This window comes from Candidatus Benthicola sp. (genome assembly GCF_058719085.1).
Map to the genome: position 1 here is coordinate 12,928 of NZ_JBZQEK010000197.1, position 22,842 is coordinate 35,769.

The 22,842-nt window shown below is 67.6% G+C and carries 24 protein-coding genes; 4 read left to right on the forward strand and 20 right to left on the reverse strand.

The window, feature by feature from the left end; all coding sequences use genetic code 11:
* Positions 1-39: 39 nt before the first annotated feature.
* From AC36XV_RS13770 to ku, 9 genes are all read right to left on the reverse strand, one after another.
* Entirely contained in the window at positions 40-828 is a 789-nt protein-coding gene (locus AC36XV_RS13770; RefSeq protein WP_492204261.1) for an SDR family NAD(P)-dependent oxidoreductase, read from the reverse strand.
* Between the two features lie 74 nt (positions 829-902).
* The gene (locus tag AC36XV_RS13775; protein ID WP_492204262.1) at positions 903-1,460 is read right to left on the reverse strand and encodes a DNA-3-methyladenine glycosylase I; all 558 of its coding nucleotides are present in this window, start codon (positions 1,458-1,460) and stop codon (positions 903-905) included.
* Positions 1,461-1,531: 71 nt separating this feature from the next.
* Complete coding sequence (locus AC36XV_RS13780) at positions 1,532-1,840, reverse strand: hypothetical protein (protein WP_492204263.1); 309 nt, start codon at positions 1,838-1,840, stop codon at positions 1,532-1,534.
* Positions 1,837-2,430 (reverse strand): PadR family transcriptional regulator, encoded by a 594-nt coding sequence (locus AC36XV_RS13785; protein ID WP_492204264.1) that lies wholly within the window; start codon positions 2,428-2,430, stop codon positions 1,837-1,839. Before AC36XV_RS13785 ends, AC36XV_RS13780 begins: the two co-directional genes overlap by 4 nt.
* Before the next feature lie 143 nt (positions 2,431-2,573).
* Complete coding sequence (locus AC36XV_RS13790) at positions 2,574-5,075, reverse strand: ABC transporter permease (RefSeq protein WP_492204265.1); 2,502 nt, start codon at positions 5,073-5,075, stop codon at positions 2,574-2,576.
* 237 nt (positions 5,076-5,312) lie between these two features.
* Entirely contained in the window at positions 5,313-5,795 is a 483-nt protein-coding gene (locus AC36XV_RS13795) for an aminoacyl-tRNA deacylase (RefSeq protein WP_492204266.1), read from the reverse strand.
* A 114-nt stretch (positions 5,796-5,909) separates the two neighbouring features.
* Entirely contained in the window at positions 5,910-7,583 is a 1,674-nt protein-coding gene (locus AC36XV_RS13800) for an aminopeptidase P N-terminal domain-containing protein (protein WP_492204267.1), read from the reverse strand.
* 56 nt (positions 7,584-7,639) lie between these two features.
* On the reverse strand, positions 7,640-8,467 hold the full coding sequence (locus AC36XV_RS13805) for a tetratricopeptide repeat protein (protein ID WP_492204268.1): 828 nt from the start codon (positions 8,465-8,467) through the stop codon (positions 7,640-7,642).
* Positions 8,468-8,476: 9 nt separating this feature from the next.
* Positions 8,477-9,340: a non-homologous end joining protein Ku gene (ku, locus tag AC36XV_RS13810; protein WP_492204269.1), complete on the reverse strand. Its 864-nt coding sequence runs from the start codon at positions 9,338-9,340 to the stop codon at positions 8,477-8,479.
* Between the two features lie 47 nt (positions 9,341-9,387).
* Between ku and ligD the strand changes: the two genes are divergently transcribed.
* The 3 genes from ligD (at position 9,388) to AC36XV_RS13825 (ending at position 13,158) form a co-directional block, all read left to right on the forward strand.
* Entirely contained in the window at positions 9,388-11,973 is a 2,586-nt protein-coding gene (gene ligD, locus AC36XV_RS13815; RefSeq protein WP_492204270.1) for a DNA ligase D, read from the forward strand.
* 42 nt (positions 11,974-12,015) lie between these two features.
* Positions 12,016-12,708: a DUF72 domain-containing protein gene (locus tag AC36XV_RS13820; protein WP_492204271.1), complete on the forward strand. Its 693-nt coding sequence runs from the start codon at positions 12,016-12,018 to the stop codon at positions 12,706-12,708.
* Positions 12,709-12,798: 90 nt separating this feature from the next.
* Positions 12,799-13,158 (forward strand): hypothetical protein, encoded by a 360-nt coding sequence (locus AC36XV_RS13825; protein ID WP_492204272.1) that lies wholly within the window; start codon positions 12,799-12,801, stop codon positions 13,156-13,158.
* A gap of 75 nt (positions 13,159-13,233) precedes the next feature.
* Here the strand turns inward: AC36XV_RS13825 and AC36XV_RS13830 are convergent, their stop codons facing one another.
* Positions 13,234-14,334, reverse strand: a complete 1,101-nt coding sequence (locus AC36XV_RS13830; protein WP_492204273.1) for a PA0069 family radical SAM protein — start codon at positions 14,332-14,334, stop codon at positions 13,234-13,236.
* 149 nt (positions 14,335-14,483) lie between these two features.
* Here AC36XV_RS13830 and AC36XV_RS13835 point away from each other — a divergent pair, with 149 nt between their 5' ends.
* The gene (locus tag AC36XV_RS13835; RefSeq protein WP_492204274.1) at positions 14,484-14,846 is read left to right on the forward strand and encodes a hypothetical protein; all 363 of its coding nucleotides are present in this window, start codon (positions 14,484-14,486) and stop codon (positions 14,844-14,846) included.
* A gap of 136 nt (positions 14,847-14,982) precedes the next feature.
* Here AC36XV_RS13835 and AC36XV_RS13840 read toward each other — a convergent pair whose 3' ends face one another.
* The 10 genes from AC36XV_RS13840 to AC36XV_RS13885 all read right to left on the reverse strand — a co-directional run bounded on the left by AC36XV_RS13840 (position 14,983) and on the right by AC36XV_RS13885 (position 22,703).
* Complete coding sequence (locus AC36XV_RS13840; protein WP_492204275.1) at positions 14,983-15,399, reverse strand: TadE family protein; 417 nt, start codon at positions 15,397-15,399, stop codon at positions 14,983-14,985.
* A 374-nt stretch (positions 15,400-15,773) separates the two neighbouring features.
* Positions 15,774-16,250, reverse strand: a complete 477-nt coding sequence (locus AC36XV_RS13845; protein ID WP_492204276.1) for a hypothetical protein — start codon at positions 16,248-16,250, stop codon at positions 15,774-15,776.
* Between the two features lie 10 nt (positions 16,251-16,260).
* Positions 16,261-16,668, reverse strand: coding sequence for an anti-sigma factor family protein (locus AC36XV_RS13850; RefSeq protein ID WP_492204277.1), 408 nt, complete (start codon positions 16,666-16,668; stop codon positions 16,261-16,263).
* Positions 16,661-17,218 carry an RNA polymerase sigma factor gene (locus tag AC36XV_RS13855; RefSeq protein WP_492204278.1) on the reverse strand — a complete coding sequence of 186 codons (558 nt, stop codon included), beginning with the start codon at positions 17,216-17,218 and terminating at the stop codon, positions 16,661-16,663. Before AC36XV_RS13855 ends, AC36XV_RS13850 begins: the two co-directional genes overlap by 8 nt.
* A gap of 146 nt (positions 17,219-17,364) precedes the next feature.
* Positions 17,365-18,435: an iron-containing alcohol dehydrogenase family protein gene (locus AC36XV_RS13860; protein WP_492204279.1), complete on the reverse strand. Its 1,071-nt coding sequence runs from the start codon at positions 18,433-18,435 to the stop codon at positions 17,365-17,367.
* Positions 18,436-18,438: 3 nt separating this feature from the next.
* Positions 18,439-19,626 carry a DegT/DnrJ/EryC1/StrS family aminotransferase gene (locus AC36XV_RS13865; protein WP_492204280.1) on the reverse strand — a complete coding sequence of 396 codons (1,188 nt, stop codon included), beginning with the start codon at positions 19,624-19,626 and terminating at the stop codon, positions 18,439-18,441.
* Between the two features lie 2 nt (positions 19,627-19,628).
* Positions 19,629-20,408, reverse strand: a complete 780-nt coding sequence (gene kdsB, locus AC36XV_RS13870; protein ID WP_492204281.1) for a 3-deoxy-manno-octulosonate cytidylyltransferase — start codon at positions 20,406-20,408, stop codon at positions 19,629-19,631.
* 95 nt (positions 20,409-20,503) lie between these two features.
* Positions 20,504-21,106: a hypothetical protein gene (locus tag AC36XV_RS13875; RefSeq protein ID WP_492204282.1), complete on the reverse strand. Its 603-nt coding sequence runs from the start codon at positions 21,104-21,106 to the stop codon at positions 20,504-20,506.
* A gap of 134 nt (positions 21,107-21,240) precedes the next feature.
* On the reverse strand, positions 21,241-21,978 hold the full coding sequence (locus AC36XV_RS13880) for a ZIP family metal transporter (protein WP_492204283.1): 738 nt from the start codon (positions 21,976-21,978) through the stop codon (positions 21,241-21,243).
* Positions 21,975-22,703, reverse strand: a complete 729-nt coding sequence (locus tag AC36XV_RS13885) for a ZIP family metal transporter (RefSeq protein ID WP_492204284.1) — start codon at positions 22,701-22,703, stop codon at positions 21,975-21,977. Before AC36XV_RS13885 ends, AC36XV_RS13880 begins: the two co-directional genes overlap by 4 nt.
* Positions 22,704-22,842 lie beyond the last annotated feature (139 nt).

The following is a 22,842-nucleotide window of genomic DNA, read 5'->3' on the forward strand; positions in this document are numbered from 1 at the left end:
CTGTCTCGCCCTGTTCAGCGGGGTTCGCACCCCGGATTCCTAGGGTTCCCCGCGGGCCGATGTGAGCCGTGCGACGATCCGCGTCGCCAGGCCACGGGGAAACAGGCGCGGCAGGAACGATCCGATCCGATTGTGCCAGCCCGGTATGACGAGCCGCTTTCCCCGCCGCATGCCGCGGTACCCGGCGCGGGCGACGGCCTCGGCATCGCCGGTGACCAGCCGACCCCCGATCGGTGTGCGCTGCATGCGGGCTCGTGCCTGGAAGTCCGTGGCGGTCGGACCCGGGCACAGCGCCGTCACGGTGACCCCGGTGCCCCGCAGCTCCTCGGCGACCGCTTCGGAGAACGACAGCACGAACGCCTTGGTGGCGAAGTAGACCGACATGTAGGGACCGGGCTGGAACGCCGCCGTGGACGCGACGTTGAGGATTCGGCCCTTCCCGCGCTCCACCATCGGTCCGAGGCACAGACGGGTCAGGTGCGTGACCGCGGCCACGTTGACCTGCACCATGTCCACCTGGGCGCTCGGATCCGATCGCCAGAAGCGCCCCATCGTTCCGAACCCCGCGTTGTTGACGAGAACGTCCACCGGGAAGCTCTCCGCGCTCAAACGGCCGACCAGCCGTTCGGGAGCCCCGGGGTCCGCGAGGTCTTCCGGAATGGCGAGCGCCCTCACGCCGAACTCCCCTTCGAGCCCGGCGGCGATGTCCGCGAGGCGGTCGGCCGACCGGGCGACGAGCGCCACGTCGTGCCCTTCCCGGGCAAGGACCCGGGCGAGCTCGTACCCGATGCCGCTCGAAGCGCCCGTGACCACGGCCCCGGGCCTCACGGCAGCTTCCGCCGATCGTTCGTGTGGGCTTCCGTCCCGAACCACAACGCCTCCTGTTCGTCCTGGAACCTGCGTCACCCGGCGGCTGCGGCCGAGATCTGGGCCCGTCGGAAGCAGCCGATCACGTGGTCGTTGACCAGCCCGGCCGCCTGCATGTACGCGTAGATGATCGTGGGACCGACGAACCGGAATCCCCTCTTCTTGAGATCGCGGCTCAGGGCGCGCGACACCTCGGTCTCGGCCGGGATTTCCTCAAGGGTCCGCCATTCGTTCCTCGACGGGGCTCCCCCTGTAAACCTCCACACGTACCGGTCGAACGTCCCGAACTCGTCCTGGATTCGAAGGAAGGCGCGGGCGTTTCCAACGGCCGACCGGATCTTCAGGCGGTTCCGGATGATCCCTGGATCCTCGAGCAGGGTCCCGATCTCACCCTCTCCGAAGCGGGCCACGGCGGCCGGGTCGAATCCGGCGAACGCCCTGCGGTAGCCCTCTCGCCTGTGCAGCACGGTCCGCCAGCTGAGCCCCGCCTGGGCCCCCTCGAGAAGCAGGAACTCGAAGTGCCTACGGTCCTCGTGCACCGGCACGCCCCACTCCTCGTCGTGGTAGGCCCGCATCGCGGGATCTTCGCCCACCCATGCGCACCGGATCGGTTCGGAGCCGACGGCCCCCGCGGATGCATCCGGAGAGCCGGACCCTGAAGCCGTCACGCCAGGCCCACGGCCCGGTCCAACTCGATCTCGTACTGCTCCATCGAAAGGCGGCCCTCCACGTACCGCTGCTGGAGGGCTCGGACCCGCGCCTCGGCGGCCCTGAGTCGGGCGGAGCCCGGCGTGAACGAGGAAAGGGACGTCGGAGACCGCGGACCCAAGCGCCCGGGCTGGGCCACGTGTCGACCGCAGATGCAGGCGCCACCGTGGCTCCGCCGGCGCCGGCAGACGACCCGGCAGGTCACGCCGGCGACACAGAAGCACACCACCGAGAACGCCCACGCCGAGAACAGGATCGCGCTCATTCTTCTTCCTCCACCCCTCGTCCTGAAGGCTCCGACGATTCCGGTTGTTCCGCCCTGCGGCCCACGCTCTCCACTTCCCGCGCGGCCCGCTCGAGAATCTCGCTCAGTCGGTCCATCGTGTCGGCGTCCCCGACCCGCCGCACGGACTGCTCGAAGCTGGCCTGTGCGAGGCGCATGAACGAGCGCGTGACATCGGTCATCGGCGCTCCCGAGAAATGCCTGGCCAGGTCCTTGATCCTCCTGAGGATCCGCTGGACGCGGTCCTGGTTGAGATCCAGGAACTTCAGGCCTTCGTCGGTGATCGTGTACACTTTCCGACCGTCCGTCTCCTCGCTTCGGACGTAGCCGTCGTCTTCGAGGGACTGGAGAGCGGGATACACGGACCCGGGACTCGCCGTGTAGGCGCCGCCGGAGGTCTCCTCGAGCGCCCGCATCACCTCGTAGCCGTGCATCGGCGTCTCCCGCAGGAGCTCGAGGATCACGTACTTGAGGTCACCCCGGTCGAAGACCCGCCAGCGGAAACCCTTGCCGAACCCGGCCGCGCCGGGGCCGAACATGGAAGACCAGGGGTTGTCGAATTGGGCCGTCATGCAGGATCGTTCCCCTCGATTGGGCGACGGTGTCGCGTGTCGACTGTTACGCGATATATCGATAAGAATATCGTAACGATATATCGAGTTCTGTCAAGGGGGCACGCGAGAGGGCCGTGCGAAACTCCCCCGCCCTCTCGGAATCAGTGGTAGCGGAGAGCGTCCATCGGATCGATGCGTACCGCGCGGTGCGCCGGTATGAAGCTGGCCATCAGGGTGACCGCGGCGAGAAGCAGACCGACCGCGACGAAGGTCGCCGGGTCCGTGGCGGTCACGCCGGTCAACAGACTCGAGACCGCCCGGGTGAGGGCCAGCGACGCCAGGACTCCGAGAAGCACGCCGGCGATGGCCAGAACGACGCCGCGACGCACGACCATTCCGAGGATGTGCGGCGTCTCGGCCCCGAAGGCCATGTACACGCCGATCTCGTGCGTGCGCTGCCGGACGAGCGAGGCGATCACTCCATACAGTCCGATCAGGGCGAGGGCGAGAGCGACGCCGGCGAACAGTCCGATGAGGATCATGGCGAAGCGGGTCGGGCCGATGGCGAGCCGTACGTACTCGTCCATCGTCGTCACGGCCGCCACGGGCATGTCGGCGTCGAGCGAGGCAACGGCCTCCCGCAGGGTGGGGACGAGGCCCACCGGGTCCCCCTCCGCGCGCACGGCCATGGTGACGTTGAAGAAGGCCCCCTGGAGCCGGTATGGGAAGTAGAGCGTCTCGCGCCCGGCGACGCGCGGGTCCTCGGATCGCACGTTCTCGACGACCCCCACCACCTTCACCCAACGGTTCTCCGCGCCCGTGCCGTCGAAGGGGCTGATGACCGCCCGAAGGTACCTTCCGACCGCATCTTCTCCCGGCCACGCCCGAGCGGCCAGGGCCCGGTCGATCACCACGACCTCGGCCCCGTCCTCGTTCTCGGATTCCTTGAACACCCGTCCGCTGAGAACGCGCATGCCCAGCGCGTCGAAGAACCCGGGGGTCGCGAACCGGTAGTCCGCTTCGAGAGCGTCGAGGTCTCTTTCTTCAGCTCCCTCGAAGTAGTAGGGCGAGGTCCAGAAGCGGCCGCTCAGCGGAAGTACCTGCACCGCACCGGCGCTCTGGACGCCGGGGATCGACTCCAACCGTTCTTCGAGCTCCGAGATGAAGCTCGCACGACCTTCCGGAGTTCCGTACTGCGTCCTCAGCGGAGGCATGGTGAGCCGGAAGGTGACCACGCCGTCGGAGTCGAAGCCGAGATCCTGCTTCTGGAGCGCAAGGAAGGACCTCAGCATGAGCCCGGCGCCGATGAGCAGGACCATCGACAGCGCGACCTCGACCACGACGAGGCCGCTCCGGAGACGGCGTCGCTTCACGTCCGGCGAAACCGTTCCCCGGTCCTTCAGGCAGTCGTTCAGGTCGGGTTTCGACGCCTGCAGCGCGGGCACCAGCCCGAAAGCGAGCGCAGAGAACAGGCAGGCGCCCAGCGTGAACAGCAGGACCGGTCCATCGATGCCTACGACGTCGACCCTCGGAAGGTTCGCGGGCCGGAGCGCGAGCAGCAGGTCGACGCCCCAGCGTGCCAGCAGGAGGCCCGCCAGCCCGCCCACCACGGCGAGGAGCAGGCTCTCCGTGAGAAGCTGACGGATGATCCGCCCTCGCGAGCCCCCCAGCGCGGCCCGGATCGCCATCTCCTTCTCCCGGGAGGCCGCCTGGACCAGGAGCAGGTTGGCCACGTTCGCGCAGGCGATCAGCAGAACGAAGACCACGGCCCCGAGCAGGGCGAGCAGCACCGGGCGTGCGTGACCGACGATATCGGCGTGCATCGGCTTGACATCGATGTAGATCTCGCCGCCCCGGTTGTAGTCGAAGTTCGCGCGCTGCCACTCGGCCACCTTGTCCGCCTGGGCCTGCGCCTCGGCGAGCGTGACGCCCGGCTTCAGCCTCGCGATCACACGGCGGTTCGCGTTCGCGCTCGTGCGGGGAGCCTGTCGGTAGTCGAAGCGGGTGGGCGCCCAGACGTCGGTCCCCCTCGGCATGCCCGCGTTGGCCGGCATGAGGAGCTCGAACCCCTCCGGCATCACTCCCACGACCGTGTTCGTGAAGTCGTTGATCACCAGGGAAGCACCGATGGCATCGGGAGATCCGCCGAAGCGCCGCATCCAGAGGCCGTGACTGATCACCACGTGGTTGACCGGTGGAGGTGCGTCCTGGGCGAAGGCACCTGGCGGGAAGGGCTCCTCATCTTCCGGCAGGAAGGTGCGGCCCAGAGCCGCTTCCACGCCAAGCACGTCGAAGAAGTTCGCGGTGACCCCGGCGACCCGGACCTCGATCGGCTGGCCGTCGCCGGTGAGGTTCTGCTCGAATGTGCGATCCGTCGCGGCCACACCCTCGAACACGTCCGTATGATCGCGAATGTCCATCACGTCCGCCGGCGGCATCGGACCGTCGACGAAGTCGGTCGCCTCGATGCGGTGACGGAGCAGAACGAGCCGGTCGGCATCCTCGTACGGAAGGGGGCGAATCATCACCGCGTGAATCACGCTGAAGATGGCCGTGTTCGCCCCGATTCCGAGCGCCAGGGTGAGAATCACCACGGCCGTGTGGCCGGGGTGCTTCATCAGGGCCCGTAGCCCGAATCTCACGTCCTGTGTCAGTGCGCCCATCCCGCTCGCTCTCCCGTGTCGCTCGGACCCCGACGCGCGCCCCGGGTCGGGGCTCGCGCCTCGCCTCCACCCACCGTGCAACCCGTATGCCAGACCGGGGCACCGGCTCTATGTCCCTGTCCAAACGATACTTCAGCACTCCGCCACGGCGACGGCGACCGCCTCCGGGTGTTCGGGACTGGGACGACGTGTACGGGATCGGCACGCGACCCGCAGATCGGCCCGGTACCGATGGGGTCAGGCAGTCTCCCGCTGCGGACCCGACAGATCGGCGGGAACCGGACTGCACAGCCGCTCGAAATCCGTGAACGACATCTCGATCGCCGTCCGATGGTCCCCGGCATGAAAGGCGATCTTCTCCTCCTCCCGGAGCACCTCGTCGAGGAACGTCCTCTGACCGTAGAGCTCTCCGAACGGGGGCATGGCCCCGAGGTCGCAATCGGGATAGAGATCCTGGAACTCGGCTTCACGGGCGACCGTCACGTCTTCGGTGCCGACGACCTTGCGGAGCTTTTCCAGGTCGAGGCGACAGGTGGCGGGAACGACGGCCAGGGCCGGCTCGCCATCGACGAGGACGGCGACGGTCTTGGCCCAATGCCGACCCGGCACGTGACTGGCAGCCGCCTCTTCCTGGGCCGTGTACGCCAGGGGATGATCGATCACCTCGAAGGGCACTCCGCTCTCTTCGAGCAGGGTCTCGAGTCGCTGGGAAACACTCATCGCTCCCTCCTTGTGGCAACGGGTTCTCGGCGGGGCGATGGAGGGGGAACCGCCCTCACGACTGCAACGCGCCTCCCGGTCACTTCACGCGAGCGCCGGGCGGCAGGGTCCTTCTCAGCGGACAGCTCGAGCCGCTTCCAGACCGGGCTCCCGCATCAGCGACTCGATCGACTCGATCGCCTTGGGCGCACCCGCGGAAAGGACCACGGGGCCGCTCTCGGTGACCAGAACGTCGTCCTCGATCCGCACTCCGATGTTCCACCACCGTTCGTCGAGGTCGCTGGCCGGCGGAAAGTAGAGACCCGGTTCAACGGTCACCACGGCGCCCGCGGGGAGTGGTCCGTAGGAGCCGACGTCGTGCACGTCGAGCCCGAGGTAGTGACTCACCCCATGCGGAAGGAAACGCCGAACCTCTCCGGGCTCGTCGATGATGCCGAGCGTCTCCAGCCGCCCGGCGAGCACCTCGAAGACGGCCTCGTTCAGCTCGGCGATCGTGGCGCCCACCCGGACCCTCGAGATGGCCGCTGCCTGGGCCTCGAGCACGCTCTCGTAGATCAGGCGCTGCGCCTCCGAGAACCGGCCGCTCACCGGAGCCGTCCGGGTCACATCGGCGGAATAGCCCCGGTACTCCGCCCCGATGTCCATCACCACGAGATCGCCTTCCTCCATCCGCCGGCGATTCGACCCGTAGTGAAGCACCGTCGAGTTCGCGCCGCTGCCGACGATGCTCGGAAAGCCCGCGTGTTCTGCTCCCTCGCGATGGAAGACGTACTCGATCACCGCTTCGATCTCGTACTCGTACAGGCCGGGCTCGATGGCCCGCAGGGCTTCCCGGTGCGCTTCCGACGTGATGTCGACGGCCCGCTGGAGGAACGTCAGCTCCTCCTCCGCCTTCACCTCCCGCAGCGCCGTCAGGATGGAGTCGAGCCGCAGGCCATCGGCGTAGTCGGCCAGGTAGGCGTCGAGCCAGGACGACCACGCTCCCGCGCTGCCTGCCCCCTCGAACGCGCGGGCCATGTCCGACGCCTCCGTATCTTCCAGCGCCGGAGCGCCCCCCATTCGCTCGAGCATCCGGAGGGTCCGCGCGTACGAAGCCTCGTCCCGGGCCCGCATCATGGCGCGCTGCGCGAAGCCGACGCGTCCCTCCGCCAGCTCCGGCAGCGAGATGCGCTCCGACAGCCACTCGATCTGCGCGGCGAGCTCGCTCGCTCCCGCCACGCCCTCGGGCCAGGACTGCAGGTAGGCCTGGTGGCCCGCCAGGAGCGGATCCAGCACTTCTTCGAGCCGGTCGAGCGGAAGCGCCGCCTCGACCCCGAGCACCTCCTCGGCGCGCTCGGCGCCGAGCCGCTGCCCGGTCCAACGCTCCGTGCTCGGGTTCCTCTCCGGCACGAACAGCACCTCCCGGACGAGGCGGCCGCCCACCTCGACTCCGGCCGGCACGAGGAGGAGCACCGTCGCCGGCTCGGTCATGCCGGTCAGGTAATAGAGGTCGTTGGACGGGTGGTAGGGATACTCGACGTCGTTCGACCTCAGCCTCGTCGGCGCACTCAACAGAATCGCCACGGCGTCGGCGGGAAGGGACTCCAGCACCGCCGCGCGCCGCCCACGGTGGAACTCCGGGGAGGGCCGATCCTCGAGATACATGGCGGGCAGCCCTCCGGCGCCGTTCTCCGCGGATACACCGGGTGCCCCGTACGCGGACTCCTGGGCGAGCCCGCGATCGGCGGACACGCCGAGCAGAATCGCGACCAGCAGGCCGAGTCCACCGTTTCTCGTCGGTCGGATCATGAAGCTCCCCGGGTTGGCCGGCCGCACGCTCGACCGGCAGCATGAACTCGGACCGGTCAGTTGACCTTGACCAGCTCGCTGTAGGATCGGAGGTGTCTCAACGCCGTCGCCCGATCCCCTGCCCTCTCGTACAGCCGGGACAGGTTGTAGTACGCGTCGGCCAGCAGCGGATCACTGTCGATCGCCTGCCGATACGCGTCCGTCGCTTCTTCCGGCTTCCCGAGGTCCTCGAGCACGACCCCGAGGTTGTAGGCCGCCGTCGCGCTCGCCGGATCGGCACGAAGAGCCAGACGGTAGCACAGCTCCGCGCCCTCCAGATCCGATCGTTCGTGCAACAGCACGCCCAGGTTGATGTGCGCGTCCGCGAGCCCCGCATCCAGCTCGACCGCCCGGCGAAAGGCCTCGGCGGCCTGCTCGGGGGCCTGGGCCTGCAAGCCGCACCCCAGCTCGTACCAGTCGGCCGCCTCGAGCCGCTTCTCCGCGGCCACCGGGCGGGCCCGGCGGCGGTCGAGCGGCTCGACCTCCCCACCTTCCTCGACCTCGAGGCCGAGCTGCACCTGTCCGGACTCCGGGTTCCAGGCGAGATCGTCGTCGCGGGCCACCAGCTGGTCGGCCTCGAGGGTAATGCGGATCGCGGTCAGCGGTCGATCCTCGGGAAGCTGCTTCTTCAGGTCGCGCAGGGAGCGCAGGAGCCGGCGCGGTGACACGCCCGATTCCTCGAGCTCGAGTGCCGTGCGGAGGAGGACGAGATCCCGGAAGTCGAACCGGTACCAGCCGTGCCTCGGTCTCTCGGGATGGAGAGCGGCCGACTCGGCGAGTCGCCTGATCCTCTGCTGGGACAGTCCGAGCAGTTCCGCCGCTTCTCTCGTCGAGTAGCTACCCACGTTCGGTTCCTAGTTGGCGGCCCGCTTCTTGGCCGCTCCCTTGCCCCGTGAAGCGGCTCTCCTGGCCGGCTTTCGCCCGCCGGTCGCCTCCTCCGCTTCGGCGCCGCCACCCAGGCTGGCTTTCAGGGCCTCCATGAGGTCCACGATCTTGTCCTCCGCCTCGGCCTCGGGCGCCGTGGTGATCTCTTCCCCTTCGATCTTCCTGTCGATCAGGGCCATGACCTTCTTCGAGACCTCGTCCTCGTACTTCTCCGGTTCGAAGACGTCCGACGCCGCCTGCTCGATCAGCTGAACGGCCAGATCCAGCTCCTCCTTCTTCACTTCTCCCTCGCCGATCGGCACCTCGTCGAACGAACGCAGCTCCTGCGCATAGAACAGCTGCTCGAGGACGAGCCCGTCTCCCATCGGTCGAACCAGCACCAGGTATTCCTTGCCTCTCGCGGCATACCGGCCCACGGCGGCCCGACCCGTCTCGCGGAGGGCGGCGCTGAGCAGTCGATACGCCCGCTCGCCGCCGCGATCGGGCCCCAGAAAGTAGGCCTTCGAGAGGTACATCCGCTCCACCTGCTCGAACGGAATGAACTCCGTGATCTCGACCTGGTTGGTCGACTGTGCCTCGAGGACCTTGAGCTCCTCCGGGCTGAACAGAACGAACTGGTCGCGGGCGAACTCGTATCCCTTCACCAGCTCATCGCGCTCGACGAGCCGCTCCTCCTTCTCGTCCCAATAACGCTGCCGGACACGCATCCCCGTCTCGGGATTGATCCAGTTGAACGTGACCTTCTGGGAGTTGTCGGCCGTCGAAAAGAGCTTGACGGGCACCGACACGAGCCCGAAGGAGATGGTGGCCGAGGCGATGGGACGTGCGCTCATGCGTCGCTCCTGTTTCTCGGATCAGTCTATCAAAATATGCTATAGCCATGTCTAAGCGCGATCCCCTCGCCCCGTATCGAGACAAGCGGACCGCCGGGAAGACCCCCGAGCCGGGGCTCGCCCCGTCCGGTGACCCGAGCGATGCCGAGCCTTCCCACTCCCCTGCGGGTGGGCTCTTCGTGATCCACAAGCACGCGGCCAGCCGGCTGCACTGGGACCTTCGCCTCGAGCTCGGAGGGACCCTCACCTCGTGGGCCGTACCGAAGGGCCCCTCGCTCGATCCCGAGGAAAAGCGACTCGCCGTCCACGTCGAGGATCACCCTCTTGAGTACGTCGACTTCGAGGATGTGATCCCTCCCGGCAACTACGGGGCGGGCCCGATGATCGTCTGGGACCGCGGCCATTGGGTCGCCCTGGAGGACCCGGTTCGGGGCCTCGAGGAAGGCAAGCTCCTGTTCGAGCTCCGCGGGTACAAGCTGCGTGGCGTGTGGACCCTGGTGAAGCTAAAGAAGACGGAGAAGGAGTGGCTCCTGATCCGGGAGAAGCGGACGCTGTCGAGGGAGGAGCTGGCGGCTGTCCCCGCCGCGGACGCGGCGGTCCCGCAGGAGTCGGTGCTCAGCGGGCTCACGGTGGAAGAGCTGGGCTCGAGGTTGGATCGGACCGGGGCACTGGCCGACAGAGCCGCGGCGGCGGAGGCGGCTCGGCGATCCGTGCGGGCGGACCATGTCACGGTCATGCTCGCCCACACGGCCGAGGCCCCCTTCTCGGACCCCGAATGGCTGTTCGAGCTGAAGCTGGACGGCTATCGGATGCTGGCGGACCGTCACGGCCGCGTATGCCGCCTCGTCACCCGCAACGGCAACGATGCCACCTCCTGGTTTCCGGAGCTGGTGCGCGCCCTCCGGGCACTGCCGGTCGACGACTTCGTGATCGACGGAGAGGTGGTCCTGCACGACGAGGCGGGACGGCCCAGCTTCCAGCGTCTGCAGCGCAGGGCACGAGTCCGGCGTCCGATGGACGTCAAGCGCGCTTCGCTCCGCCAGCCGGCCACCCTCTACGCCTTCGATCTCCTGGGAGTGGGGGGCCACGACCTGCGCTCGCTGCCGCTGGAGGAGCGCAAGGCCTTGCTGCAGGATCTGCTTCCGCCGGTCGGACCGCTTCGGTTCGTGGACCACTTCCGGGGTGTCGGGGAGGCGCTGTTCGAGCAGGTGACGGCGATGGGCCTGGAGGGAATCGTGGCCAAGAAGGCCGGAAGCCGGTATCGGGGCGGACGCTCCCGGAGCTGGCTGAAGGTGCGCGCAGTCCCTTCGACCGACTGCGTGATCGTCGGCTTCACCGAGCCGGGGGGTAGCCTGGAAGGGCTGGGAGCGCTTCACCTGGCCGGTCTCGAGGGCGGTCGGAGGATGTACCTCGGACGCGTGGGCACCGGCTTCACGTCAGCCCGGCGGCGAGAGCTGCGAGCGCGACTGGAGTCTCTGGAGGCGGAGGTTCCCCCGGCGGAGGGCGTGATTCCGGAGGGAACCGATCATTGGGTCCGGCCGGAGCTCGTCGCCGAAGTGCGCTACCTGGAGCGAACCGAGGATGGCCTTCTCCGGCAACCCGTCTTCCTCGGGATTCGCGAGGACAAGGCCCCGGAGGAATGCGAGGCCCCTGCGCGCCGCGGCGGGCCGTCCTCCACGGAGGATGGACGCGACTTCGAAGAGGACGCGGAAGCGGGACCGTTGGCCGGAGCACGGGCCGACTCGCACGGCGATCCGCCCCTTTCGAATCCCGACAAGGTGTTCTGGCCCGAGGAGGGCTACACCAAGAAGGACCTGTTCGAGTACTACCGGAAGATCGCTCCCTGGCTGCTTCCCTACCTGGCCGATCGTCCCCTCGTCCTCACCCGATATCCGGACGGCATCGGGGGAAAGTCGTTCTACCAGAAGAACGTCCCGGTGTCGACGCCGGAGTGGATCCGCACGGAGACGGTCGAGAGCGAGGGGTCCGACAAGACGATCGAGTACTTCGTGGTCGACGATCGCGCGTCGCTCCTGTACATGGCCAACCTCGGCTCCATCCCCCTCCACGTGTGGGCCAGCCGCGTGGAGAGCCTCGACCGTCCCGACTGGTGCATTCTGGATCTCGACCCGAAGGGGGCACCGTTCGAGCACGTGGTGGAGATCGCTCGCCTGCTGCATGCCATCTGCGATGACATCGAGCTCCCCAACTACGTGAAGACCAGCGGCTCGACCGGGCTGCACGTGCTCATCCCCCTGGGGCGCGCCTTCGATTACGAGCAGTCGCGCACGCTCGGCGAGCTGCTCGCCAGGGTGGTGCTCCAGGAAGCCGGTGACATCGCGACGGTGACCCGTTCGGTGGACGGACGGGAGGGCAAGGTCTACGTCGACTACCTTCAGAACCGGAGGGGACAGCTCCTGGCGGCCCCGTTCAGCGTCCGCCCGGTACCCGGAGCCGCGGTCTCCACTCCGCTCGGGTGGCACGAGGTCAACCGGGGCCTCGACATAGGCAGGTACACGATCCGCAGCGTGCCGAGGCGGCTCGCTCGCTCGAAATCGGACCCCATGCGGCCGCTGCTCGAGGAAACGCCGGATCTTCCGGCCGTCCTGGCTCGGCTCGCGAAGCGGCTCTGACACACCAGGCGGCGGGACCCGGCCCGCAGGGGAGGACGATCGATGCAATGGCTCGCAGGAACCAGCGGCTTCAGCTACAAGGAGTGGAAGGGCGCCTTCTATCCGGAGGATCTGTCCCCGGGGGACATGCTCGCCTGGTACGCCTCCCGCCTGCCCGCCGTGGAGATCAACAACACCTTCTATCGCCTGCCCAAGGAGTCGGTGCTCGAGAGCTGGGCAGACCGGGTTCCCGACGACTTCCGCTTCGTGATCAAGGCATCCCGGCGCATCACGCACTTCAAGCGGCTGAAGGACGCGGAGGAGGAGACCACCTACCTCCTTCGGGCCGTGAGCGCGCTCGGCGAGAAGCTCGGCGCGGTGCTGTTTCAACTGCCGCCCAACCTGAAGCAGGACCGGGAGCGACTGGACGGCTTCCTAGCGCGGCTGGGTGATCCGACGCGCGCTGCCTTCGAGTTCCGACACCCGTCCTGGTTCGACGAGGCGACTTACGATTCCCTGCGGGCGCATGGAGCGGCCCTCTGCATCGCGGACACGGACGAGGCCGACGCCGAGATCGTGGAGACGGCGCCATGGGGCTATCTGAGGCTGCGAAAGGCGGACTATCCCGAGGCTGCGCTGGTCGAGTGGGCCGAACGCATCCGCGGCACCGGCTGGGATCGGTGTTTCGTCATTTTCAAGCACGAGGACGAGGCCGCGGGACCCCGGATGGCCGAGCAGTTGATGCAACTCGCCTGACCCTGCGATCGAGGAAGGGTGCGGTCGTCCTTCCCTTCTGAGGCAGAGCAGCTAGCTTGGCCCTACATCCCTCGACTGTGGAGGTGTCCCGTGACCTCGAAACGCCCCCTCACGCTCCTGCTCGTCGGCCTCATGCTCTGGATCACCGGTTGTGCCTCCTGGACGGAGATCGGAGTGAATGACGTTCCAGAGCACGGCAAGATCCGGGTGACGCTTGCGGACGGCGATCGAGCGGTGCTCAGCGAACCCCACCTCGTCGCGGACACGATCAAGGGAAAGCATAACTACGATCGACTCTCGTTTCCCGTGGGTGACGTCGAGAAAGTGGAATCTCGTTCCACGAACGTTGCCGGCACCGTACTGATCGGGGTCGGGCTGGTCGTGGCTGCGATGGTGATCATCGTGGCGGTCAGCTACGATGGTACGGAGGGATACTCTCCCACCTTCTAGCGAGACCCCCGTGCTTCCGGGAGCGGCCGGCAGATTTCGGGTCCGATCAGCCACGCGCGGTCCGCGGACGACGCTTCATGACGATGAGCTGAACAGCTCCGTCTGGTGCGGATCCCGGCCCGCTCGCCGCGAGACAGGGGTCGGCGGTCTCCGGAACGCGTCGACCGACAGCGGCGGCGGTCCCATGCGCAGCCCCAGCCTCCTCCGATGCACATGAAACGACTGTCGGATGTGCTCGGCGAACGGCCCCTCACCCTTCATTCGGGTGCCGAATCGCGGATCGTTGAGACGGCCACCCCGCATGGAGCGCACGCGGCCGAGGATCTTCTCCTTACGGTCGGGAAAGTGGCGGTCGAGCCAGCCCTCGAACAGCGTCGCGACGCCGTACGGAAGTCGGAGAGCGATCCACCCCGCGCCGGATGCGCCCGCCGCGGCTGCCTCTTCGAGGATCGACGGGATCTCGTGCTCCGTCAGCCCGGGGATCACGGGGGCGACGTTCACGCAGACCGGTATGCCGGCGGAAGCGAGCGCGCGAATCGTGGCGAGCCTCCGGCCCGGCGAGGCCCCCCGTGGTTCCATCGCCCTGTGGAGATCGTCGCGAAGGGTCGTGACCGAGATGGTGACGGCAGCGGCCTCCACGGCGGCGAGTCGGGACAGGAGATCGATATCGCGGCGCACGAGGGAACTCTTCGTGATGACGGCCACCGGATGACGCACCTCGGCCAACACCTCGAGGCAGCTCCGCGTGAGACCGAGGGACTTCTCGGCCGGCTGATAGGGGTCCGTCACCCCGCTCATCAGGAGCGTCCGCGGAATCCAGCGCGGAGACGACAGCTCGCGCTTGAGAAGTACCGGGGCCTCGGTCTTGACCAGGATCCGGGTCTCGAAGTCGAGGCCGGCCGAGAATCCGAGGTACTCGTGGCCCGGTCGGGCGTAGCAGTAGACGCACCCGGTCGAACAACCCCGGTACGGATTGAGGGATGCGTCGAACCGGACGTCCGGACTCCGGTTACGGGAGATTACGGACTTCGAGGCGTCCCTGAGCCACACCGTCTCCGGCTCCTCGGGACCCCTGTCTTCGAGGGGCTCGATGGCGAGGCGCTCGAACCGGCCGGTCGGGTTGAACCGTACGCCGCGAGGCTTCCGCGATCCCGATGCTGGAGGGGGGCTCACCATGCCACCAGGATGGAGTTTCGGTGTTTGTTCGGCAACCCTGCCACGGGCTGACCGCGAAGGAGCGGGCGGTCGCGCTCCGGCTACGCTCGCTGTATAATTCCGGCTCACGATGGACGGGTACGGTCGGATCACCATCCGAGGAGCGAGAAATGGCGAAGCACAACTTCCTGGTCGAGCGCTACCAGATCACTCTGGGAGATCACCCCAAGACCTTTGGCGGAATCGACGTCCGCTCCTGGGGCGCGGTAGCGTGTTTCGGTGAATTCCTCAGGCTCATCTTCTACTTCGTTCCCGAGGGCACCGAGACGCCGAGCCCGATGTGGAACGAGGACGCCAGGCTTTGTGTCTCCTTCATGCCGTTCTCGGTCATGCCCGCCTTCGTGGATCTGCTGCGCAACGAGAAGCCGATTTACGGCAACATCGACACCGACCTTCCCGGGGACTCGTTCATCAGCACGCTGCACGAGCCGGTAGGCGAGGAGGAGAAGAGCGGCGGGTTCTTCCGGCGTTAGTCGGACCTCGATCCCGGATGCGAAGAGGCCCGGCCACTCCAGAGTGGCCGGGCCTCGTGCATCGGGGTGATCCGTGAGCCTCCAGCCCCGCTCCTCGCCCCCGCGCCCGCGTCTGCCCGCAGCTCCCGGACCTCCGCTATTCCTTCCGCATGGTCGCGGTGGTGCTCAGCCTGATCGTGCCGGGATCGTTGTCCCCGCTCGCGAACAGACTCAGCACGGGACCGATGAACACGAACGTATAGTTCACGGAGATGGTGACCTGCACCTCGTCTCCCGTGTTGCAGGAGCCGGAGCAGGTGTAGGTCACGGTCGCCGAAGTGATGTTCGCATCGGAAAGACGGTCGTTCGCCCGGTTCACGGCCTGCGTTTGACCGCTCGTCGGAAGCACGCCTTCACGCGCCCCCTCCCGGGCCGCGTTCGTGATCACCTGCTGGACGTTGTACGCTCGGGCGAATTCGAAGATGCCTACCAGCAGGGCGAGCAGAATCGGCAGGGCGATCGCGATCTCGACCAGGGCCTGTCCGGCCTCGCCGAGGCGAGTCGAAGGTCGCACCCGACCACGGACGCGGAAAAGGAGTCGCCGCGCAGTTCGGTTTATGCTCAACACTTCGTTGTCCCCCCTGACCTATCGTAGTTACGGCCGCGAAATCCAAGATAATCACTCCGGCAGGAACCACCAACAGGAGCGGGCCACCCGAGTTGACGGTGCGAATCGTGTGCCAGACAGGCGAGTTTTCCACATCCGGGGCTCGGGGAGCCCCGGGACGGCGGTCGACCCTCTGCAGACGACTCGAGAACGGGCGCTCGCGGCTCGCCGGACCGCCCGAATCGTACCTTCACCCGGGGACGCGGTGCGGGCAAAGTCGGGTCATTGTTTGCAGAGTACCGCACAATCTTGAGAGGCTGCGTTCTCCTGACTTTCCCGCATCAGGGACTCGGAGGAGGCGGAACGACCGTGTCCGGCGGCGGCCGCCCGAGCGGCCGACCCTCCGGATGCGGATTGCGCGGCCGTCGCTCCGGACTCCATCCATCCCTGAGCGGGGGTCTGCCCCGCCGGAGATCCATGTGCCTTCGCAGCGTCTCCATCTGATCCGGAGACAGGATCGCCTCCAGCTCGCTCATGACCGAGTCCGACAGGGCGCGCATGTCCTCCTGGGAACGCCGGAAGATCTCCACGAACCGAGGTGAGGCCTCGTCCATGATGGCTCGTATCTGCTCCCGTTGCTCCTCGCTCTCCGGACGAACCGCGCGTTCCACGAGCCTCGCGATGCCCGGTCCCGTCCTCAGGTTGGCGATCCGCTCGAGGCGACGGTTGTGCAGGGCCCCAGCCACCAGGACTCCGATCGCCACGCCGAGAAAGAGCACCACAGCCAGGAGCAGCGCCGATTTGGTCCTTGCTCTCATCGCCATCTCCTCACCCGCCGATCGTGAGCGCGGTCGCCAGCGTGGCTTCCGGAAGGCCGAGCACCACGTCGAGCACGGACCCGCCGTAGCCGCCCTGGAGTGCGGAATAGGCACCCAGGCCGAGCATGATCATGAGGCACGCGGCCGCGAGGCGCGGAAAGAGCCACAGCAGAGCATCGTACATGCTCTCCGCGGACGCGGACTCACCCGTTCGCGCGATCCGCTGCATCACGCGCGTGGCGAAATACGGTTCGAAGGAGGCGTTCGCCCCCTCGCGAAGTGTTCCGGCGATTCCCTCCAGATGCTCGAACCGGGCGCGCAGCCCGGCCTCGCTCTGGAGCTTCCGCTCGAACGCAGCCCGTTCTTCGCCCTCGAGCTCCCCGTCCCGGTATCGGATCCAGTCCGTCAGGTCATCCATCGGACCTCTCCCTCATGTCCTCTTCCAGCCGTTTCATGGCGCGTGCGAGTCTCGACATGACCGTGCCTTCCGGAACGTCCAGTATCTCTGCCGCTTCATGCGTCGAGTATCCATCGATCATCCGCAGAACGACGACGGCCCGGTGATCGGCACTCAGCCGATCGATCGCCGCCCGCACCCGGCGCTGCACCTCTTCCCGTTCGAGGTCCTTCCCGGGATCCTCGACCCGTCTCGCATCGGGAGCGGATTCCTCTCTCACGAATCGGGACCGCAACCGCTTCCGCTTCTCGAGCGCCGTCAGCGAGAGGTTGATGGCGATTCGGGTCAGGTAGGTCGCCAGAGAGGACTCTCCCCGGAACCGGTCCAACGAGCGGTACAGTCGAATGAACGTCTCCTGGCCCGCATCCTCGGCATCGTCCCCGGGTCCCAGCATCCCGATCACCGTGGCCGCCACCCGGGGCTCGTACCGTTCCACGATCCGTCGAAAGGCCCCGTCGTCACCCGCTCGGGCCCGCTCGATCAAGACATCGTCCGGTTCGGGCCTGCGCATGCGATCTCAACCATCCCGAGTTCGAAGACCTGAACGGCACGGGCGCCGGGCTTCTCGTCTCCCCTCGATCACGAGCGGACGCAGATTAGACCCGCGGCGGGTGAGGTTCATTCCCGCGACGCGCATCGGGCGCCGCGTGCGGTCGCCTACATGCGGGCAAACAGTTCCCGTAGGCGGTCACGGGTCATCGTCTGGCGCCAGTCGGGGCCGAGTGCGTTCTCCCACAGGGGCCCCATGCCGAGCGACACGTCCAGCATCCTCTCCATGTCCTCTTCCGAGAGATCGCGCGTCACCCCCGACGGGAGGTCGACACCGGCCCGTTCGGCCATGCGCTGGAATTCGGCCACGCCTTCCGGGTAGAACTCCTCCAGATGGTTGAACGCCACGCAATTCCCTTCTCCGTGCTTCAAGCCGAGGACGTAGGACAGACCGTACGAGGTCGCGTGGGCCACGCCCACCTGTGAGTAGGCGATGCTCATGCCTCCGAAGAAGGAGGCCATCATGAGCTTCTCGTCCGACTCGGCCGTTCGGTCCCCGAGGAACACCTCGCGGCACAGCTCGAGGGCCTTGCTCCCGTACGCCTCGCTGAACGCGTTCAGAAACGTGCCCTCCAGGGACTCGACGCAGTGGATGTAGCAGTCCATCCCGGTGTAGAAGCGCTGGCGATCCGGCACGCCTGCGATGAGGTCGGGGTCGAGCACCACCTGGTCGAACACCGTGTGGTCCGAGTTGAGCCCGAGCTTCTTCTCCGGGCCGGTGAGCACGGCCGTTCGGGAGACCTCGGCTCCGGTGCCCGAAAGCGTCGGCACGCCGACGTGGTAGACCGCAGGTTCGCGGATCAGATCCCAGCCCTGGTAGTCGGCGGACGACCCCGGGTTGGTCAGCATGAGCGACACGGCCTTCGCCAGGTCCATGACGCTCCCCCCGCCGATTCCGACGACGCCCGCCGGACGCGGGCCTACCGAAGCGGTCACCAGCTCGGTCAACTCATCCACGTAGGAGGTCTTCGGCTCCACGTCCACGTTGGCCCACAGGAGCAGGTCGGCGTCCCGTACCGGCACCCGGTCCTCGAGCGCGGCCCCCTGGAACACGTCATCGACCACGAACACCATGGCATCGCTCGCGCCTGCGCGCCGTTCCACCAGGATATCGTCCAGCTGGTCGAAGCAGCCCCGGCCGTACACGACGCGCGAGATCATCGGGAAGTTCCTGGCCATGGCTCAGTCCTCCAGTGCCTTCTCGATGCGCCCCTGGATCTCCTCGAGCTCGGCGTCGGTCCACGAGAGCTTCACGAGCATGGAGATCGTGCGAGACAGCACCCGATCGGAAGCCTGGATGTCCGGCTTCGAAAGGTCCGGACGCGGATCCATGAGCACGAGCGGCGAGGTTCCCGGCGTCCGCAGCGCCTTCAGGTGATCCCAGCGGCGGGGATAGTGCCAGTTGTTGTCGTACCAGTAGAAGCAGCCGGGCACTCCGGAGTCGGACAGGGATCGGCTCCAGCCCCGCGCCGTCGCCTCGTCCGGCGCGAAGATCGACAGGAAGGTGGCGGAATCTCCTGCGGGGTCCGGGATCGAGCGGAATCGTACCGCCTCGCAGGTCTCGAACGCCGCCCGAAGTCGCGCCTTGTTCGCGCGCTGCACCTCGAGCATGCGATCCAGCTTACGGAGCTGCGCCCGTCCCACGGCCGAGCCCAGCTCGCTGATCCGGTGGTTGGTGCCGAGAATCGGATGGCCGTCCGCCCCCCGGTCCGCTCCCAGGTGATCGTGCCCGTGATCCGCGTACTGTGCGGCCCGTTCGTACAGGCTCTCATCATCGGTCACGATGGCCCCGCCCTCTCCGCACGTGATCGTCTTCACGGGATCGAACGAGAAGCAGCCGACCGCTCCGAAGGTGCCCAGGGACCGGCCACGAAAGGAAGCCCCGAGCGCCTGCGCCGTGTCTTCGATCAGCCAGACGCCCGCTTCATCGCTCAGCGTCTTGAGTTCGTCGATCCGGGCCATCGAGCCGCACATGTGGACCGGAACGATCGCCCGCGTGCGCTCCGTAATCCGCGCCGCCACGGACTCCGGGGACAGACACAGCGTCTCGTCCACATCGGCGAACACGGGCACCGCGCCCGCCTGCAGCACGCCCTCGATCGTGGCGATGAAGGTGAACGGGGGAACGATCACCTCGTCTCCAGCCCCGATGCCGCAGGCGGCCATGGCCACCCCGAGGGCGGCCGTACCGCTCGAGCATACGTGGCAGTGGCGCGCGCCGAGCCTCTCGCACAGCTCCCGCTCGAAGCTGCGGGTCTTCCAGATTCCGTTTCTTGCCTCGTCGAACCCGTACCGGAACAACACCCCCGTCTCCAGCACCTCGCCGACTTCGCGCCTCTCCTCTTCGCCGAACCACTCGAATCCGGGCAAGTTTATACTCCTGATACGGTTATATTGTTTTGTATTATGTACTTTCTAAGTCGATCGAGATCGTCGGCCGTGTCCACGCCGACGCCGCGGTATTCCCACTCCAGAATGCGCATGGCCCAGCCCTGGTCGAGCACTCGCAGCTGCTCGAGGCTCTCGATCTCTTCGGCCCGGCAGCGCGGAAGCTCCGCCAGCTCCAGGAGCGCTTCCCGGCGATACGCGTAGATCCCGATGTGCTTGTGGGCCGCCAGCCCCGCCGGCCACTCCGCGTCCGGAGCGATGGTCTCGCCGCGCGGCCAGGGGATCGGGGCCCGGGAGAAATAGAGCGCGTTCCGACGGGAGTCACACACCACCTTCACCACGTTCGGATCCAGGAAGTCCCGCATTTCGCGGATCGGCGCCACCGCGCTGGCGAACGGCACCCCTTCCCGGTCGATGAGATCCACCAGGGCATCGATCAGCGCCGGGTCGATCAGGGGCTCGTCGGTCTGGACGTTCACGAAGACATCGGCCTCCACCTCCCGGGCCACCTCCGCCACCCGATCGGTGCCGCTCGCATGCCGTGCGCGACTCACCCACACCCGGTCCGTGAACGCACGGCAGGTGTCGGCCACGTGGTCCGAATCGGTGGCGACGTAGGCGCGGTCGATCCGTGTCGCGCGCGCGGCGCGCTCGAACACCCAGCGGATGAGGGGCTCGCCTCCGATGTCCGCGAGCACTTTGCCTCGAAAACGCTGGGATGCGTAGCGGGCCGGGACGACGGCGACGGCGTGCAAGGAAGACATGGTCGACAGCGGCGTCTAAAGGTGGACCGGAACGAGAGGAGAGACTAGCGGCGGCCCGTCCGGGGCGGCAAGCCCGCTCGCGAACGCCCCACGTCTCAGAACGTGCCGAACTTCATGACCAGCTGGCCGAAGAACTGGCTGGCATCCCCGTTGCTCAACCCGGGGGTGTCGACATCCCAGATGAACCGATACCCGCCCCCGAAGTCCACTCGAAGCCAGGGCGCCACGTTGATCTCCAGGTTCAGCGCCGGCTCCGTGGCCCAGATTCCATCGTTCGCCCCATCCAGTTCCATGGCTCCACCGCCGACCAGCACCAGGAAGGTGATGTGATAGAGCTGGTTCCAGATCCCGATGAACTCGATCTCCGCCCCGCCGTACCACATGTCGAGAGAGCCGGTGCCCCCTCCCTGCAGGTCGACATCCACGCCGCCGCCCATCAGGTAACCGCCGGCCCCTACCGAGAACACGTGGTCGAGGATGTAGCCTCCCCGCAGGCCGAAGAATCCGGCGAACTGGTCGTTGACCGCAGATCCCTTGAACACGGCCGCGCCGTAGCCGCCGTTGTCCCCTCCGCCACGCACCATCGTCTGGGCCTGCTGGCCGGCGAGATCGGCAGGCAGGGCGAGCGTGAGGCAGGCCACCGACGCCATCAGGCCGGGCAGGCCCACCATTCTCCGGTCCGGGTTCCGATTCCGCACGCTTCCTCCTGGCGTCCGATGGCTGAGCGGGTCCGTCGGGGACCCTTGCGTTCGAAGCTCCTACACCGTCGCGTCCGTTCTGAGCCGTTCCGGCGACGCTCGCTCCGGATCGCGGTCCCTTCGGCTCCGCCCGGCTATCCAGCCACCAGTCGCTGGAAGAGGATCATCGCGATCATCGAGAGGGCCGTGATAGCTCCGATCTCGCGCACCGAGCCGCTTCCGTATGCCTCCGGGAGGACCTCCAGCAGCACCATGAACACCATGGCGCCGGCGGCGAACCCGATGCCCCAGGGCAGGGCCGGCGCGAAGGCGTCGACGAAGAGGAAGGCCGGAACGGCCATGATGGGCTGCGGCAGCGATGAGACGACGCTCCAGGCCGCGCATCGGGGCACGCCGACTCCGTGGGAACGCAGCACCGCGCTGATCGCCACGCCTTCGGGGATGTTGTGCACGGCGATGGCCGCCGTGATGAAGGTGGCGAGGACCATGCCTCCCCCGAAGGACGTGCCGATCGCCACTCCTTCCGCGAAGGAATGCACCGTCATCACCGTCACGATGAGAACCATCCGCCGCATCCCCTCCGCTCCGACCTCGTCCCCGGCGTGGACGTGGTGCTCCCGAAGAAAGCGGTTCGCGCCGAGAATGAAGAGCACGCCCAGCAGACCGCCGGCCATCGTCTGCCCGCTTCCGTAGCGGGTGCCCTCGGCGAGAAGCCCGAAGCAGGCCCCGAGCATGAGGCCCGCAGCGACCGCGTTCAGTCGCCCCACGAGGTGGCCGGACACGCGCCGCACGAGGAGAAACGGCAGCGCCCCGAGCCCCGTGGCGAGCGCCGTGATCAGCCCGTACCCGAAGACGGTCACGGCCTCGTTCATGACAGCTGGCCCCCGAAGAGGACGACCAGGGAGAGCGCGATCGTGGAGACCAGCGCGATGCTCGTCGAGCCGGCGTGTCGATACGAGGCAGGCAGGAGCTCCGTGAGGACGAGGTTGAGCAGGGCTCCCACCGCGAAGCCTGCGAACCAGGGCAGGAAGCCCGGAAACGCCTGGAGAGCCAGCCAGCTGCCGACCGCGAACAAGGGCTGGCCCGCGTTCGACAGGATCGCTAGACGCATGGCCCGGACCGTGCCCGACCCCTCCCCGCCGGCGGCCCCCTTCAGAAGCGCCGCTTCCGGCATGTTGTGGAGGGCGATGGCCAGCGCCACGAAGACGCCGAGCGAGGGATCGAGAGCCATGGCGACGCCGATCGCCACGCCCTCCGCACAGGCGTGCCAGGCGTGCACGGCGACGAGTCGCCGGGCCGCCGTCGGGTCGTTCCGGTTCGGACGGCTCAGATCGAGACCGTCCAGGCGCGTGAGCCCGTGCGTCGCCACGATCGCCAGCACGCCGACCAGACCTCCGGCGGCCGCGGCGAGCGGCGGTCCGACGGGCTCGGCCGTCAGCACGAAGGCCGTGCCCAGCATGGCTCCGGCCGCGAGCGCGTGAGCCCAGCCGATCCACCGATCGCGCCCCGATCGGGACGACCAGCGTACGAAGGCTCCGGGAACGGCCGAGAGCGCGGCAATCGAGGCGTAGAGCAGGACGGTGAGCGCCTGGTTCATGGCCGAAGGTTACCCTGCGGAATCCCACCCGGCCAGACGTGCGGGACCGCTTGCGCAGAGTCCCTCCATGGGTGACCCTCAGCTTCGGAACGATGACCGGCTCTGTCCCGGTCCGGTCAGCCCTGCCGGGTCACTTTCA

Bases quoted from the DNA above. Each gene is read 5' to 3' on its own strand.
- ku (WP_492204269.1), bottom strand. From the start codon at position 9,340: ATGAGCGCACGTCCCATCGCCTCGGCCACCATCTCCTTCGGGCTCGTG.
- kdsB (WP_492204281.1), bottom strand. From the start codon at position 20,408: ATGTCTTCCTTGCACGCCGTCGCCGTCGTCCCGGCCCGCTACGCATCC.
- AC36XV_RS13880 (WP_492204283.1), bottom strand. From the start codon at position 21,978: ATGAACGAGGCCGTGACCGTCTTCGGGTACGGGCTGATCACGGCGCTC.
- AC36XV_RS13885 (WP_492204284.1), bottom strand. From the start codon at position 22,703: ATGAACCAGGCGCTCACCGTCCTGCTCTACGCCTCGATTGCCGCGCTC.
- AC36XV_RS13835 (WP_492204274.1), top strand. From the start codon at position 14,484: ATGGCGAAGCACAACTTCCTGGTCGAGCGCTACCAGATCACTCTGGGA.
- AC36XV_RS13785 (WP_492204264.1), bottom strand. From the start codon at position 2,430: ATGACGGCCCAATTCGACAACCCCTGGTCTTCCATGTTCGGCCCCGGC.
- AC36XV_RS13855 (WP_492204278.1), bottom strand. From the start codon at position 17,218: ATGCGCAGGCCCGAACCGGACGATGTCTTGATCGAGCGGGCCCGAGCG.
- AC36XV_RS13850 (WP_492204277.1), bottom strand. From the start codon at position 16,668: ATGGATGACCTGACGGACTGGATCCGATACCGGGACGGGGAGCTCGAG.
- AC36XV_RS13860 (WP_492204279.1), bottom strand. From the start codon at position 18,435: ATGGCCAGGAACTTCCCGATGATCTCGCGCGTCGTGTACGGCCGGGGC.
- AC36XV_RS13820 (WP_492204271.1), top strand. From the start codon at position 12,016: ATGCAATGGCTCGCAGGAACCAGCGGCTTCAGCTACAAGGAGTGGAAG.
- AC36XV_RS13795 (WP_492204266.1), bottom strand. From the start codon at position 5,795: ATGAGTGTTTCCCAGCGACTCGAGACCCTGCTCGAAGAGAGCGGAGTG.
- AC36XV_RS13845 (WP_492204276.1), bottom strand. From the start codon at position 16,250: ATGAGAGCAAGGACCAAATCGGCGCTGCTCCTGGCTGTGGTGCTCTTT.
- ligD (WP_492204270.1), top strand. From the start codon at position 9,388: ATGTCTAAGCGCGATCCCCTCGCCCCGTATCGAGACAAGCGGACCGCC.
- AC36XV_RS13830 (WP_492204273.1), bottom strand. From the start codon at position 14,334: ATGGTGAGCCCCCCTCCAGCATCGGGATCGCGGAAGCCTCGCGGCGTA.
- AC36XV_RS13790 (WP_492204265.1), bottom strand. From the start codon at position 5,075: ATGGGCGCACTGACACAGGACGTGAGATTCGGGCTACGGGCCCTGATG.
- AC36XV_RS13800 (WP_492204267.1), bottom strand. From the start codon at position 7,583: ATGATCCGACCGACGAGAAACGGTGGACTCGGCCTGCTGGTCGCGATT.
- AC36XV_RS13780 (WP_492204263.1), bottom strand. From the start codon at position 1,840: ATGAGCGCGATCCTGTTCTCGGCGTGGGCGTTCTCGGTGGTGTGCTTC.